This window comes from Vibrio sp. 10N.261.45.E2, assembly GCF_002875705.1.
Classification (GTDB): Bacteria; Pseudomonadota; Gammaproteobacteria; order Enterobacterales; family Vibrionaceae; genus Vibrio.
On record NZ_MCZZ01000172.1, the window covers coordinates 46,153 to 62,628 of the forward strand.

Consider the following 16,476-nt stretch of genomic DNA (forward strand, 5'->3'; position numbering starts at 1 on the left):
TAGGAGGAACGACTGAGTCGGGGATCTGCTGTATCAATGACAAAGCTAGATTCCCTATTACGTTCGTTCCTCACTTTAGGGAATGACGACAATTATTACTTATGACTACCGCTAAAATCTAAGCCACAATCTTGTACTGCTTCTCCATTTCGCTCACGCCAAGGCCAGAGTGTTTCGTGACTTTAAGCTGAACTGGCACTCGCTCTTTCAGTGCTTCTACGTGGCTAATCACACCAATCATCTTGCCTGACGCATTCAAGTTATCGAGTGCGTTAAGAGCAATGTCTAATGTGTCACTGTCTAACGTGCCGAAACCTTCATCCAGGAACAAAGAGTCAATACTGGTTTTGTAACTCACAAGATCAGAAAGCGCTAAAGCCAATGCCAAACTCACCAAGAAGCTTTCGCCACCGGATAAGGTCTTGGTATCACGCATCACATCGCCCTGCCATGTATCGAGCACTTGCAGTTCTAAACCATCATCGGCTTTACGTTTTAGCTCATAACGACCATGCAAACGCTGCAGCTGTTTGTTCGCCAAATACACTAAGTTTTCCAGTGTTAAGCCTTGAGCAAATTTACGGAACTTGTCGCCGTTCTTAGAGCCAATCAGCGAGTTAAGACGTGAAATATCATCAAATTCGACTTGTTGCTCGTCGATCTGCTTGAACAGACCTTGCTGATTGCTGCGGTTTTGGCTATCCGTTTCAAGGTTGGCAGAAATCGCGCCAATCTTTGTCGCATGGCTTTGTTGAGCGTTTTGACATTCCGTTGCCGCAAGTTCAACTTGTTGTTGGTCTTGCTCTTGCCATGTTTTCGCATTCTCGTAGTTTTGTAACTCCACTTGAGTCGCTTTGGCAGTGTTCAACCTTGCTTGCGCACTAACCATCGCTTCGTCTAAAGACTTCTTCAGGCTTTGAAGTTGAGTTCTAACCTCTTCATCTAGCAACGCCGCTTCAAAATCAGCCTCACTTTCAAATGGGCTAGTTTTCATAGATTCTAACCAAGCATCCTGAGCTTGCGTATGAGCTGATTGCTTGCTCACCAACTCTTCAGAGAAACTTGTGTGTTTGGTTTGCTCAGTTCGATGTTCAAGTTCGCAACGGTTAAGCTCCAACTGCGCGGCATCGAACACATTTACCGCTTCAGCAACTTTTTGCTTCATCGCATTACTGGTAGCTTGAATGTTTTTATCACCAAACAATTCTGCTCTTTCAGCCGTTACACGAGTGAGCTCTGACACTAAAGACTCGCTCTCTTGCGTCAGTGTCGCGAGCTCTTTCTTAAGGCTGCTTAACTTGTCATCTAGCGTTTTCAATTCAGCATTTTGAGTAAGCAATTGCTTCTCAATATCGGCCTGTTGCTGTTTAGTTTGCTGCCATGTGTTTGATGCTTGCGATTTCGCGTTAAACCAATCATCAATATGCTCAAGTTCAGGTGCTTCAATAGAAGTTTGAACAATGCTCTCTTTCAGAGCGTTCCATTGCTGCTCTTTCGCTTGAGCTATCTGAGCCACTTGCTCGTTTATGCTGTGGTTCTGCTTATTCAAATCAGCTAAGCGTTGCTCGGCCAACTCAAGGTTAGATTGCGCCTTGTCTGCCATAACACTTACAGACAGGCGTTGTTTCTCAGCTTCGGCATAATGCATTTTTGCATCACCCAGCGCTTTGAGTTGCTGCGAGATCTGACTCAGTTGAAGTTCACACTGCTGAGCGAAAGTCACGACTGAAGCTTCATTGCCTAAATCGCTCACCGTTAACAACGCTAATTCTGGAGCCGTGCCAACGAAATCCGATAAGCTCTGATGAAGCTTGCCAATAATGCCCTGCCAGTTAAGTTGAGCTTGCTGAATATCCGCTTGTGTACGTTGAATGTCATCGTTAAGCGCTGCAATCATAGGGGCTAGAGAATCTAACTGCTGACGGTGCTCTTGACCGTCTTTCTTGATAATCACTAACTCATGCTTTTCACGTTCTTGTTGAGTAACTAAGTTAGCAATATCTTGTGACTGCTCAATCGAATGGTCTTTTGAACCACACAGTGGACACTCAGACCCAGATTCGAGAGCGGCGCGGTATTTTGCCAATTCGCCTTCTTGATCAATCAAGCGCGTTAGTCGCTCAAGCGAAGTCTCTTTTTCTTTGTATCGCTCCACCAGCACTTCACGTTCTTTCGAAAGCTTATCGACCAACTGAGTGTTAGTTTGATGTGCCTGAGTTTTAGCCTGCAGCTGTTGCTGGGCACTTAAGAAACCACGATTGATCTCGAGTAAAGAGTGCGTATTGCGATTCCAGAACTCCAACAGATCTTTTTGCGCATTCAACACCTGCTCGCTGGTGTTGCCTTGCAATGCTTCCCATTGTTGCTTTGCATTGTTTTCCAGTACAACCAGTTCAGCGAGTGCTTTGTCTTGCGATGCTTTTGCTTCTTGGGCTGACTTGATCACTGATTGCTGAATATCAACCGCAGACAAAGCTTGCTTCGCTGAGTTCAACTGTTCTGAATGCTGACGCTCTAGGGTTCGAACTTGCTCAACTTTGGCTTGCCACTGACCTAAGTATTTTTCTAGATGTTGGTCAGCTTGATGAGTATTTAGGTACTCAGTGCTGAGTTGCTCTTGTTGTTTCAGTTCATCCGTTTTTTGAACTAAAACGAGCTGTTGATTATGCTGCTGCGTATGTTGCTCATTTAGCGTGTTCGCTGCGTTAACGGCCGCTGTTTGTTTATCTTTGAGCACTGCAATTTGGTTATCGAGTGGGCGAACTTGCTCAATGATCTTCTCTTGATCTTGCTGCTCAGTTTTTACCTGTTCGACAATCACACTGCTTTGAGTCAGTTTAGTCTGTGCGTCTTGCTTTTCTGCATCACGGACAGCAAGCAACTTGGTACTGTTGTCTAAGTTAACTTGAGTAGTCTTCACCTCTTGCTCGCAACGCTTTAAATCTTTGTGCATTGGGCGCAGTTTTTCAGCAGGTTCACTTTTTGCTAAACGGACCAATGATGGTTGGTTACGCTCTAGTTCATCTTGAGCCGTTTTAAGATCCTGCTCACTGGTCGCGATAGTTTGCTCAGCTTTGGTCACTTCTTTCCACCAACTGAGATGTGCTTGCCACTCTTTGAGCTGATCGGCTAAACGCTTCTGTTCAGCTTCAAGAGCCTCTCGTTCGTTCGTCAGTTCTTGGATTTGCTCCTCAGACAGTAAACTCACACCTTCTGCTTTCGCTTTAAGGTGATTAAGTGACTCTTCGCTCGACTTAAAGTGATCGTAGATGCGCTCTGAAATCAGGCTATAAACTTCTGTCCCCGTCAGCTCTTCCAGTAGCTCAGCACGGTCGTTAGCATTAGCATTTAAGAACGCTGCAAACTCACCCTGAGACAACATGATCGATTTAGTGAAGCGTGAAAAATCGAGACCTGTTACCTGCTCGACCAACTTTGTTTTCTTGGTCAGCATCGTCTCTAAGACTTTGTCGGTGTCAGCGTCAGCAAATTCACACGTTGGAGTCTGCAATGCACCATCGTGTTTTCCGCGCGCTCGCTTTTGATGGAAGTTAGAACGGTACGTTTTGCCCTGCACTTCAAATTCAAGCTCAGCGAAACATTCGCCCGTGCCACGCGTCATCAATTCATTGTTGCCTTTGGCAATGCTTTTCAAGCGTGGTGTACGGTGGAACAACGCCAAACAAATCGCATCAAGAATGGTGGTTTTACCCGCCCCTGTAGGGCCAGTAATCGCGAATAGGCCGCTCTCTGCAAACGGTGATTGGGTAAAATCGAGCTTCCAGCGCCCTTTCAAAGAGTTCAGGTTTTCAAATTCTAGACTTAAAATCTTCATACTGGTTACTCTTCTACTTTGTTTGGCGCTTGAGCGCTTTCAGACACTTCAATCATCACTTGTTTAAACTTCACAGTCATGCGCTCTAAACGCGCTTTTTCAGAGTCGGTTTCAAACTCTTCTAATGCAATACGCTTAGTAAACACATCCATTGGGCTGAGTTCAGACAAAGTTTCTGCTGACTCTTGTTCTAAAGCTTGATTGCGACGCTCTCTTGCGCGGCGCAATTGCAATACTTCAACATTCAAACCTTCAGTCAATGCACGCATACGTTCTTGTAGATCTGACAGGTAATCTTGAGCTTGTACTTCTATCGATAGCCACACGCTTTGTTCGCTATCTAAACCTATGTATTGGTTCAGCTGAGATTCAATCTCGCTCAAGTCACCTTTGATTTCAGCAAGCGGTTGGAATGTTGGAACTGGCAATTGAGAAATGGTGCGCTCACCTTCAACAAACTCAACCACACACACCTGTTTCTGAGATTTAAGTTCATCAAAGCTTAATGGGATTGGAGAGCCTGAATAACGAATGTATTCACGCTTTGCCACCACTTGTGGGCGGTGGATATGACCAAGTGCAATATAGTCTGCGTCTGGGAAGCCATCTGCGGCAAAGCCATCTAGGTTACCGACATAGATATCACGCACAGAATCCGACTGTTGAACGCCCATCGCCGTTAAGTGACCCGTGGCGATAATCGGCATGTGTTCGCTGTTTTCAAACGTCGCTCGTTTTTCTACCGCGGCGTCATAAACACTTTGGTAATGCTGTTTGATTGCATCGCCAAGTTGTTTCTGACGCTCTACACCCGTAACACCCGCCTGACTGGTCAACACATCGCGTGGGCGAATAAAAGGAATGGCACAAACCAACGCTTCTACATCGCCGTTCTTGCCCTTTAATTCGACGACCTGAGTCGCATGATCTTCGTTGGTGTTAGGAATCACGTCTGCGCCCATGTATTTAAGCAGTTGTTGCGTTTCTTTTAATACAGAAACAGAATCGTGGTTTCCACCTAACAGCACCAATTGGCAACCGATCTTGTTTGAGTCGACCACAAACTTGTTGTACATCTCACGAGCGTAACTCGGCGGTGTGCTGGTATCGAAAATGTCGCCAGCAACAATGATCGCGTCGATGTCGTGCTCTGTAACTTGCTCAAGTAACCATTGTAAAAACCGTTCATGTTCATTCTTACGGCTTTTATTGTAGAAGTTTTGGCCAAGGTGCCAATCGGACGTGTGAAGAATCTTCATTGTTGCTCACTGGAAGTCGGTAATACCCATAATCTACCAAAATCGCTCGTACAATTCCCTTTTATAAGCTTGTGAAAAGCAACTAATTTTACGCATTAACATCCCACAGGTTTTAGGTATGAAAAAGCCGCTCATAATCCGAGCGGCTTTGTTATCAAATGTACTTAAATTTCTGTCGTAGACGTGTCTTAGAAATTGTAAGAAGCACCCAGTGTTACTGTGCTAAATGCGACGTCTCGACTGCTTGTGCGCAGTTTGTTGCCATTTGAGGTATATGTATAAGTTTCAATATTCACAGCGTCCGCTTGAGAAATTAAGCGAAGTGTTAGGTTCTCTACTGGCGTGTATTCTACACCAACACCAAAGTGGAACCCTGCACCTGAGTCATCGCCGTAGAAAGCGCCGTTGCTTGAATTAAGATCAACGTAGCTTAAGCCTGCCAATACAAATGGGCGGATTGAATTATCGAAGGTGTAACCAACATTTGCTGCAACTGAAAGAGATGTTGGTGAAAGAAGCTTAGTGCCGAGCTTTTCGTAGTCAGCGTAATCCGTGTAGCCAAGTTCGATACCTACGATTCGGTTGAATTGATACCCGCCGTAAAGGTTATAACCCATGCCGTCAGCATCTAAATTAACGCCACCGTCCGTGTCTGAATCTTGATATACACCAAGGCCAGCACCAATGTATGGACCACCTTCAATACCAGCAGCAAATGTAGGAAGTGAAACTAAGCCAACTAGGCCCAATAGAAATGTTGATTTAAGCATGAAAATACCCTTTTTAGTTTGTTCCACAGTACCGTTCATCAACTATCAATAGGTTTCCGACACTATTCCAACGGTTGCGATACTGCTTAAAATAAATTATTCAAGCGACTCCTAATAAACAATAAAACACCGTTCATTTGCGAAGTGATAGGGAAATTAACACGACACCTTTCATTCACCAAGCGAATAATTGAATAAATTAGCACCGTCTTATTTATGAGACACAATAAGAAATACGGATAGAAAACGAAGTGGACATATAATATAAAGACTATAAAAACCAAAAAATAAAATTAATAAAATCAGACATTTAAATTCCAACTCTCATTCAGATTAGCGCTTGGGCACACCAGCTATATCTTCCCCTTAAATACAAGAAAGTCACGCTGTCGATGAATAAAGTGATTTTTATTTTTTTAAAGATAATTATTTAGAACGGCCTGCTATTAAAATATATTTCAATTTATTCTATATTATTAAGAGGCTCAATGAGACATGCAAAATAGTATTTGTTAAATAGAGGCTACTGAACTTCTCAGTAAAGTCAGCAGCAACGGTTTTTTTCGAAGGTATTTTTGTCTTCTCTGCCCTAAGCGGCTAAAGGATCAAAGATAGTGCGATAGACGCCATGATCACGCCAACGACAAATTCCAACACCTTCCACGCTCTCGGGTTCTTAAACATTGGAGCCAAAAAGCGAGCGCCATAGCCAAGTGAAAAGAAGAACACGAATGAAGCCGATACGGAACCTGCGCCAAACAACATTTGATTAGGTTGATATTGAGTTGAGATAGAACCCAGCAATACCACGGTGTCCAAATACACATGCGGATTTAGCCAAGTGAACGCCAAACACATCGCAACCGCTTTGGTTAGCGAGTCTTTCGTTTCAGAAGTGGCTTCTAAAGCGTGGTTTTCAGTGAATGCTGAGCGGAAACTCAAGAATGAATAGACACACAAAAAGATCGCCCCACCATAACGGGCGAATTGCTCAATTTGTGGAAACTGTTTAACGATGGCACCAAAACCCGTCACGCCAAAACTAATTAGCAATGCATCCGAAATTGCACATACCGCACAAATTGCCAATACATGTTGATTCTTAAGCCCTTGCTTTAAAACAAACGCATTTTGAGAGCCAATCGCGAGAATCAACGAAAGGCCCAGGGAAAAACCTGCAAAGTAAGTCGTCATCGAAGGCTAGTCTCTTAACGTAACTCAATACTCATAAACTGGCTGTGCGGGTCTAACACATAATCAGCAAAGGGATCGCAATAATCAAAGCCAAATTTTTCATACAGGTTACGTGCTGCCTTAAAGTAATCTTCTGAGCCAGTCTCTAAACTGATGGTTTGATATTGACGAACGGTTGCGGTATCCAATACATGCTGTAAAAGTTGACTCGCAACACCTGACTTTCGAGCAAACTGCGAGGTTCTCATCGACTTGAGTTCTGCGTGTTGTTCATTTAGCTCTTTAATGGCAACACACCCAAGCAGTTGACTGTCTTTCCAAGCGCTGAAAAAAGTAATCTCAGGTGACTTGAGCCCGTCCAGATCCAATGCGTGCACACTTTCGGCTGGTGAAGTTGCATACGTATCAGCGAGATGCTCTTCGAGTAACTTAATGACCTCCCCGCCCGACAAGTCGTCTGTCTTTATTTCGATCGCTTTTCTTGCATTCATCATCTCTTGTGTACCTTCTGATTCCTTTATTGTCATTGCTGCTTAACTCCTTTTAGAACACGCTAATAACCGCAATATTACTGCATACTTACCGTTATATTAATGTCACACTTTTTCTAACTAGATATCATAATTTGCTCTTGGAGTCTTGCTGTATAGGCTCAGCCCTCCCTCTACAAACCAATGACCTTGAGCCATTCATGTAAACACTCATGTTTCTGTATAACGAATAAATCACTAGGTCGATATGAACATTCAACTAGATTTAACCACAACAAACCCTTGTCAGAATTTCGATGCTATTCAGGGAATAATGATCTTACAAGATCATCGCGTTTTGGATGTCGACCAAGATATCGCCAGAATATTCGGATACAACACCCGAGAAGAACTGCTTAACCACATCGACTTCGTTTATGCTCTTGTCCCGAAAAACTATCAAAAATTGGCAAAAAAGCACTACTTAGATGCGATTAAAGGTCAGCTTAACAAAGGGAAACTGTATTCAGACATCCCGACCAAAGCTGGCAATATTTCAGTTTTCAGTCTTGCTCATATCATCGAACTGAACCACAAACCTGCGCTCCAAGTCACCATCATTGATATTACCTCTGTGGTAGAAGCTGAGCGAAAACGTCATGAAAATGACCGCATGTACCTCGAGCTGCTAAGAACCTCTAAGCAAGGGATTATCATCCATAGAAACTTCAAACCGCTTCTGGTGAATCAATCGTGGGTGGAATTGACTGGCGCAGAATCCATCGAACAAGTGCTCAACATGGACTCCATCTTATCAATAGTGCCTGAATCTCAACGTGAAAGTGCAATTAAGCGCTGCAAAAGCATCACAGAAGGAAGCCCGCCCAGTTTCAGCTCAGTGATATTCAACCATTGTTTTGATGGCAGCAAAAAGTACTTCAATGCTTACGACAATGTGATCAACTGGGAGGGGCAAAAAGCGATTCAAGTGACCCTTGAAGACATCACTGACAAAGTACTCCTTGAGAAAGAACTTCTGCATCGAGCAATGCATGACGATTTGACTCAATTACTCAACCGTAGAGCGATTTACGACTGGCTTAAGAAGCCGATAAACAACCAACTCGAAATGTCTTGCTTATTGTTCGACATCGATAACTTCAAAGCCATTAACGACAAATATGGTCACAGTGTTGGTGACAAGGTCATTAAACAGCTTTCAACTACAATTCAAGCACATGTGAAACAAGCAAATGGTGTTGTCGGACGCTGGGGAGGTGAAGAGTTCATCGCCTTTATACCAGAGGTTGAGTCTTCACAGGCTAAGTCGATTGCCGAACAGGTTTGCTACGACTTTAATCAACGCATTTTCATCGGCTTTAACCGTAACAAATTCAAAGCAAGTGTCAGCGTTGGCGTGACAAATCAATGTACTTGTTACTCTTCAGATTCGATAAATACCCTTATCCGAGTAACTGATGACGCGCTATACAACGCAAAAGTTAGTGGCAAAAACCAAGTGGTCGTCAATCCTGACTTCGTATGTGTACAAACCATCGCTTAATTGCGGTTGAGCCATAGTTTGCTTGAAGTTATGGTGAGGTTTGACACCCACATTTGAAGTACTGGAATGTGAGCATCTGATTAAGAATAAAAGCGTATAAATATATCGAATATTTGATTGCGATTTCCAAATTTCGGTATATGATGCGCCACCCTAATTTTTCAGCTTATGCTGCAGGCAAACATGTCCGCCAACGCACTCTATACCGACCTATCCGGTTACTATGATTTAATGTGTGTAGATATTGACTACCAAGCGCAAAGTAACTGCGTACGTAGACTCCATCAAATCTTTGGAAATGAAGGAAAAACACACCTCGACTTAGCTTGTGGCACTGGCCCACACGTTCGTCATTTTATTGATTTTGGTTACCAAAGCGGTGGCCTGGATCTTAATAAACCGATGTTAGACATCGCAGAAGTTCGCTGCCCAGAAGCCAAGTTCTCAGTACAGAATATGAGTAACTTTGAGGTAACTGAACCACTCGACCTGATCACTTGCTTCCTGTATTCCATCCATTACAACGATGGCCTTGAGAAGCTTAAAGAGTGTATTGAAAGTGTACATCGCGCGTTAAAGCCAGAAGGTATTTTCTGTTTTAACGTGGTTGATAAAGACAAGATCAGCAATGACCTGTTTGTTCGACACACCACAAACCAAGACAAAGACGACTTCACGTTCCGATCTGGTTGGTACTATTCCGGTCAAGGCGATAAGCAAGCGCTAAAACTGAGTATCGAAAAGACGACTGATGGTGAAACCCAGGTGTGGAATGATGAACACCCGATGGTGGCCTTCACGTTTAAGGAGTTGATCGAGATATTGAAGCCCTACTTTGAGGTGAATATCTTCGAACATGATTACGACAAGCTGATCCCTTGGGATACTCAGTCAGGCAATGCGCTAATCACGTGTGTGAAAATCTAAATAAATAGATACACAACACGTTAATCCAAACCTATAGATCAAAAAAGAACCCACACTCGCCGTTCTCCTTATAGAGCCTCAGCCTGTGTGGGTTCTTTTGTATCAAGCTATCTGTTTTTGAACTATGGGTTTTCTAATTCTGGATTAGAAGTCCGCTGTCATACCTACGTAGTAAGTACGTGGCTCTTCTACATAGCCCATGCTCTCAAGCTCTTGTGACACCGCTTCGTCCGTCAAGTTTGTGATACCCGCACGCAGTCGTACTGAAGCATTCACATTGTAGACAGCACCTAGGTTCAGCGTTGTATATGCGTCTTGAGTTAGGTCGCTTTCAATCTGACGCTCACCACGGTAACGGGCACTAACAAATGTATTCAGGTCGTATGTTGGGCTCCAGTTTAACTTAACTAAACCCGAGTGCTTGTAACGCTCAAGCAGCTCTTCACCTGTTGATTTATCTTCTGTATCTAGGAATGTGTAGTTACCAGAAATGCCCCACTCGTCTGTGATCTGGAATTGACCGGTAAGCTCAGCACCTTGAACTACAGCCTCTGATACGTTTGTATAAGTACGCTTACCATTCACATAGCCAGTTGAGCTTGAACTATCAGCACACCCTTTACCCGATTCAAACACTCCGCCGTTCTCACAGTAGGTTTCATCACGATCAATTAGGTCGTTGATTTCATTTCGGAACAAAGCACCTTCAACATTCCAACGAGGTTGGCTATAAATCGCAGCGATCTCATAGTTCAAACTTGTTTCTGGCTTAAGATCTTCATTTCCGTGTAAATCACACACACCTTTACAGCTGTTAACTGTGTAGTCAGCTTGGTTTTGAGTTAACGTTGGAGCTTTGAATGCTTTACCCACACCACCCTTAATGATTAAGTCATTCGTCGTTTGGTGAACCAAATACACACGTGGGCTGAATTCTTCGCCGTACAGCTCATGCTTATCTAAACGACCACCAATGGTTGCCGTTAGTTGATCCGTCATTAACCATTGGTCTTGAACAAATAACGCACCTTGATAAGCTTCAGATGTACCATTGACCAAGTTTTCTTTGTTGGTTAATTCACTCAACTGGTAGTCCATACCAAACGTTACTGTGTGACTATCACCAAGATAAGTGGTCGCCGACGCTTCAACAATTTGAGTTAGCTCTTCAACATCACTGCTATAGCTTTTGTCAGAATCTGCAGCATCGTTGTCCGTCACGTTCTCACGAGAGTAACGCACTTGCGTGTCACCCCAACTCCAAAAGCCGCTGTGTGTAATCGCTTGGCTCTGACGTACAACACGCGTGTCAGACTCAATCACAGACGATACATTTTCCGCAGATGACTCACGTTCATCATCACTGTAGCCAAAATCGAAATCGATGGTTTGATTATCTGTTGCATTCCATGTAAGGCTTGCAAGTAAGCTTAGCGTGTCACGTTCTTCTAGAGCTGTTACGTCTGAACGATCGTAACCGGAGCTGTGTGTACCAGAATATGGTTGCCAAGCGTTACGGCTTGTTTGGTTAACAGAAAGACGAGCAAACAACTCATCTTCAATCAACGCACCCGATGTCGTGAAGCCCATCGAGTACTCTTCCCCTCCATCACCATCAAGTGGAGATGAAGTGTCCATGCTTAGTGTAGAACTCCAATCGTTTTCCGGAGCCTTAGTGATTATGTTGATTGTGCCGCCCATACCATCTGAACCGTAAAGTGCCGACATTGGGCCAAGGATGATTTCAACGCGTTCGATCGAATCAGCAGGGATAGTAGAAAGGTCGAAATCGTTGCCACGGATAATGGCACTCGCCGAGCTAAGACGGCGGCCGTTTACCATGATAAGTGTGTAATCAGAATCCATACCACGAATAGAGATCATCTGACGCCCAGCACGTGTGCTATAAAGTCAGACTCGACACTCGTCGAATCTGCGACGATGTCAGCCAAGGTGATACCTGGGCTGTCTTCGATATCTTGAGCCGTAATAACCGACATGGAAGCTGGCGCTTGTTTTAACGCCATCTCGGTACGAGTAGCAGTAACAACCATTTGCTCGTCTGTTGCTTGCGCTTCTTCCTGCGCTAATACGTTAGCTGAAAGTGAGGTACAAATAACAGCGACTGCGATCGATAGAGGTTTGCGAATCAAAAGAGATCTCTCAGACATGATATTCATTCTTATATGTGATTAGTAATGATAATGGTTTGCATTAAACAACCAGCTACCATTCTTATCAATTAAAGTTTCATGCCAAAATTTGATTCTCGCTATTCACCTTTCACATAAGATAGATTTCTATATTCAAGTCCATATACATCTCGCGACCACATTCCTCTACCGTATGATTTAAGTGTACAACTCTTTGAATAGCTCACGAACCCAACGGCACATAGGATCGTTGTGGAAGCGTTTATGCCAATACAGGTACACATCTTCTGAGGGGCTTCTGATTGCTTTTGGTACACGTTTACAAATTAGGTCACGCTGTTTAGCGGCTTGTGTCGCAAAGGGTGTAGGCAGATGAAAAATGATGTCGGTCGTCTCTGCAAGGTCTGCAGCAATGTTAAAGTTAGACAACTGGACTGGGATGGATAACTGGCGCTGCTTATCAATCAAACCGAGATCTTTAAATCGATTTTCGATGGAGAGTTTCTTATCCCCTTGCAACGAGATCTGCCCAAGTTGACTATTAAGCAAGTCATCGACCGTGATCTCTTTATCAGCCAAAGGATGATCCTTGCTCATTAACAAGCGGTAATCACGGCTTATTACAAACATTCGATACAGGTTCTGCTCTGAACTTAATGGCTCATGAGTCGACAATACAAAGTGTGCGTCGCCAGATAACAAGGGTTCGAAATGACGTTTTGGAATAGAGTCGATATCAACAACCATGTTTGGCGCTTGCTTGCGGATCTCCGCGACTACCTTGGGTAATAAATGCGAAACCTGTGGCACCAAACCGAAGAAGCGAACGGTACTGTCGCTTGTTTGTGGTTCGAAAACATCGCCATGAACTAATTTTTCTAAACGTGTAAGTACGGAGTTTAGGTCTTGCTTAATCGCTTCAGCTTTCGGCGTTAATTCGTAACCGTAAGCTGCCCTTACCAACAAATCATCGTTAAACACGGTGCGCAGTTTTTGCAGAGATCGGCTCACCGTCGGCTGGCTCATATCTAGCGCCAGCGCTGTGTTAGAAACGTGCTTCTCTTCAAGAAGGTGTTTAAGAATAACGAGTAAGTTAAGGTCGACTTGAGCAAGATTCATTATTTAAATATTCACAAATTTAAAAATTCAGTGAGCGCATAGTGCATTTTTCCATTAACTAATACAATTGATAATCACTCTTGTTTTGATCTGGAGCAATACAACCTAAGACATAAGATAAATAGTCCTTTTATCCATTAGTAAAATGAACTAACGCAACACAGTTTTGACTAATATTGAGCTCTGGTTCTATAACGATAGTATTCTCAAACGGTCGTAACAGTGGAACGAAAATACCCTAGAGTCAGAAGAAAGGTGATAGAAAAGGCAAAAAAAATGCAAGGTTTGAAACACAAAAACTAAACATCAATCAGCACAGTAAACATATGGACTCAGCCTCGTATATTGCTACTATACGTACCATCATAAAAGTTTAAGCCGTACAACAAGGTGTTCCCTTTTGGAGGGAGTCGAAACACTACGATGGCAACGGTTATAGCACACTTAATATAAAGAACATTATGGCAAACATAAGAGACGTCGCGAAAGAAGCTAAGGTATCCGTTGCTACTGTATCGAGAGTAATCAACAAATTACCTCATACGAGTGAAACAGCAACGAAAGCAGTTCACGAAGCGATGGAAAAATTGAATTATCGCCCAAATGCGAACGCAAGAGCTCTTGCAAATAAAACTTCGTCTTCCATTGGTGTGTTAGTGGCAGACGTATCTAACCCATTTTATGGTGCTATGGTTCAAGCTATTGACGAAATCGCGCGTGAACACAAAAAGCATATATTGATTACGCATGGTTACCACAACGAAACCTATGAAAGAGAAGCGATCGAGCTGTTGATAAACAACCAGTGTGAGCATCTTGTTATTCATAGCAAAGGCCTATCGGATCAAGAGCTGATTGAGTTTTCGAAACAGATCCCTGGTCTTATCATCATTAACCGCTTTATCCCAGAAATAGCCGAACGCTGTGTCGCTTTAGATAACATTCGAGGCAGCAACCTGGCACTAAGCCACCTAATCCGCTTTGGCCATAAGAGAATTGGTTACTTAGCCTCTTCTCATAATATCGATGATTCAATAGATAGAAAACTGGGTTATCGTTCTGAACTAGAAAAGAACCAACTGCCCTACTCGGAGGCTCTGGTGGTGTCCGGCGAACCGAATGAGCTTGGCGGCGCAGATGCCATGCGTAATTTGTTAGCGAAGAATGAACCGTTTACCGCGATTGCTACATACAACGATTTAATGGCTGCAGGTGCCATTGCAGTGCTTAAAGAAAACAACCTACGCGTACCAGAAGATGTCTCTGTCATCGGGTTTGATGATGCCATGATAGCCAGCTATTTACAGCCAACCCTGACCACCGTCCGCTACCCAGTACAGATCATGGCGAGCCAAGCGGCAAAGCTGTCTATCCAGTTGGTAGAAAAGTCTCCTCACGAGCATAAAGGAAACCTTTACCTTCCTACACTGGTGAGCCGCAATTCCATTGCTTCACCTAACAATTAACCTATGATTTGTTAGGGAATCAACACTGAATACAATTCTCGCATTCTGTTTATAAAAGAAACCCCAGCCTTATTCAGACTGGGGTTTCTTTATTATTACTAGCTAAATTTTACGTTATAGTGAGCCAACAAATGTCACTGTTGAGCGCGGAGGCACAAGGTAATCGTCTTGTTCTTTTTCTAATTCAACCAACGCCAAATCATGCTGCGCATTGGTAATGTGTGTTGTATAAGTGGCAGAATTAACAACGCCTTCTAAGTTAATAGAAACATTCTCTACCTTGTCACTCGTATTAACGGCAACAATCACCACTTTATCTTGTGTTGGACTGACATAAGCCGATGCCATCAAGCCATCAAGGTTGTCTACCCCACTCAGTTCTACACGCTGATAACCCGGGCGAACAAAGCGACTGAAGTTACCGACAGTCCACATCATTTTCGAATCTTCTACCGTATTGGCTTCTAAAGATGGGTCAATTTTCACCATACCATCTTTGTAATCATATGGCGTCAAACCTAACCACCAATGCCATGCTGAAGCGTTCAAACGAGTCAGGTCTCGATGCATGATACGCCCCACATGTAACGCATAATCCATATCATCAGCCTCAAAGCCATGACCATCAAAGTCACGAGAATAACCGCCACCACCCAAGATGCTCATTTCACTCATCCAAATTTCTGCACCCGGAGACACATCCTGTAGGTTTCCATATGTCATATCACGCAGCTTGCCTAAACGGTCTGGCCAAGCGTCAGAAAAGTAGCCATGTACTGAGATTTGGTTACCAATAATGTCTCTAATTTCAGGATCCCCTAACAGTTCATCAATGTAGTTTCGGTACAAGCCAACACCACGAGAATTCATACCATTAGTTTGAGATGAACCGTCAAAGTTACGCTTATAAGCATCACGAAGTGCTGCTGTGAATTCGACCACTTCACCGCCATCAATATGAATGTCGCTACGAATACCCGCTTCGGTCAGCTTTTTATCTAAACTACGGTATACCGCTTTAACTTCTTGCATATTGTAGCGATTGCCTTCTTGAGTCTGTCCTTCCCATTCCCACGTTGGCTCGTTAATTGGACTGATGTAATTAACCGGGATCCCTACTTCTTCACTACGTAAGTAGGTCAACACTTCAACCAAAAAGTCGGAAAATGCATCCACATTTTCAGGTTTAAGGTTAGTAGAGCCTAGGTCATCAGCTGCCGTTGGGTGAGTTAAGCCGTTTTTTGTTAGGTAATGCGGTGGGCTATTAGAAAACGCGATAAAGTTATCGACACCACGTTGATGAGCCTCTTGCATGAAACGAATTTGTCCTTGCTGCTTAGTCGTGTCTATTGCGCCACCCGGCTCAGGGACCAATAATTCCGCACGGCGTAATGGATCACGAATAAAGCTACCATCACCTTGCTCGGTACTGCCTGCACCTATATTAAATCGCCACGCTGTTAAGCCAATACCATTGTCAGTAGAGAACAATAAATCAGCGAGGTGGTCGATAGCCGCATCGTCCCCTTTTTTCTGCCACTTGTTAATTGTTGGGTTAATAGACCAAGCATCCGAAGCACCAAAGCTGTGTATTGTTTGTTTGGTATTTTCAATTTCCACATCTAGTGTTTGGGCATAACTCGGCACTGACAGTATTGATGCGACTGCCATTGATAATAATATTTTTCTCATTTCACATCTCGATATTATTAATTTAAT

10 protein-coding genes and 1 pseudogene are annotated in these 16,476 nt (G+C 43.5%); 3 read left to right on the plus strand and 8 right to left on the minus strand.

Going from position 1 to position 16,476, the window contains the following annotated elements; genetic code table 11:
* Positions 1-118 precede the first annotated feature (118 nt).
* The 5 genes from BCT34_RS23125 to BCT34_RS23145 all read right to left on the minus strand — a co-directional run bounded on the left by BCT34_RS23125 (position 119) and on the right by BCT34_RS23145 (position 7,585).
* A complete protein-coding gene (locus BCT34_RS23125) occupies positions 119-3,835 on the minus strand; it encodes an AAA family ATPase (protein WP_076650875.1) in 3,717 nt (1,238 codons plus the stop codon).
* A 5-nt stretch (positions 3,836-3,840) separates the two neighbouring features.
* Positions 3,841-5,094, minus strand: a complete 1,254-nt coding sequence (sbcD, locus tag BCT34_RS23130; protein WP_076650874.1) for an exonuclease subunit SbcD — start codon at positions 5,092-5,094, stop codon at positions 3,841-3,843.
* 188 nt (positions 5,095-5,282) lie between these two features.
* Positions 5,283-5,864 (minus strand): porin family protein, encoded by a 582-nt coding sequence (locus BCT34_RS23135; RefSeq protein ID WP_076650926.1) that lies wholly within the window; start codon positions 5,862-5,864, stop codon positions 5,283-5,285.
* A 597-nt stretch (positions 5,865-6,461) separates the two neighbouring features.
* A complete protein-coding gene (locus BCT34_RS23140; RefSeq protein WP_076657151.1) occupies positions 6,462-7,058 on the minus strand; it encodes a LysE/ArgO family amino acid transporter in 597 nt (198 codons plus the stop codon).
* Positions 7,059-7,072: 14 nt separating this feature from the next.
* Entirely contained in the window at positions 7,073-7,585 is a 513-nt protein-coding gene (locus tag BCT34_RS23145) for a GNAT family N-acetyltransferase (protein WP_241902818.1), read from the minus strand.
* A gap of 211 nt (positions 7,586-7,796) precedes the next feature.
* Between BCT34_RS23145 and BCT34_RS23150 the strand changes: the two genes are divergently transcribed.
* Both BCT34_RS23150 and BCT34_RS23155 read left to right on the plus strand, forming a co-directional pair.
* On the plus strand, positions 7,797-9,092 hold the full coding sequence (locus BCT34_RS23150) for a sensor domain-containing diguanylate cyclase (protein ID WP_076657150.1): 1,296 nt from the start codon (positions 7,797-7,799) through the stop codon (positions 9,090-9,092).
* A gap of 183 nt (positions 9,093-9,275) precedes the next feature.
* Complete coding sequence (locus BCT34_RS23155) at positions 9,276-10,019, plus strand: class I SAM-dependent methyltransferase (RefSeq protein WP_076657155.1); 744 nt, start codon at positions 9,276-9,278, stop codon at positions 10,017-10,019.
* Positions 10,020-10,163: 144 nt separating this feature from the next.
* Here the strand turns inward: BCT34_RS23155 and BCT34_RS23160 are convergent.
* Together BCT34_RS23160 and BCT34_RS23165 are read right to left on the minus strand one after the other, a co-directional pair.
* Positions 10,164-12,190 (minus strand): annotated as a pseudogene (locus BCT34_RS23160) (TonB-dependent receptor).
* A gap of 180 nt (positions 12,191-12,370) precedes the next feature.
* Entirely contained in the window at positions 12,371-13,291 is a 921-nt protein-coding gene (locus BCT34_RS23165; protein ID WP_076657148.1) for a LysR family transcriptional regulator, read from the minus strand.
* 461 nt (positions 13,292-13,752) lie between these two features.
* Here BCT34_RS23165 and BCT34_RS23170 point away from each other — a divergent pair, with 461 nt between their 5' ends.
* Positions 13,753-14,757: a substrate-binding domain-containing protein gene (locus BCT34_RS23170; protein WP_076657146.1), complete on the plus strand. Its 1,005-nt coding sequence runs from the start codon at positions 13,753-13,755 to the stop codon at positions 14,755-14,757.
* A 114-nt stretch (positions 14,758-14,871) separates the two neighbouring features.
* Here BCT34_RS23170 and BCT34_RS23175 read toward each other — a convergent pair whose 3' ends face one another.
* Positions 14,872-16,449: a glycoside hydrolase gene (locus BCT34_RS23175; RefSeq protein ID WP_241902819.1), complete on the minus strand. Its 1,578-nt coding sequence runs from the start codon at positions 16,447-16,449 to the stop codon at positions 14,872-14,874.
* Positions 16,450-16,476 lie beyond the last annotated feature (27 nt).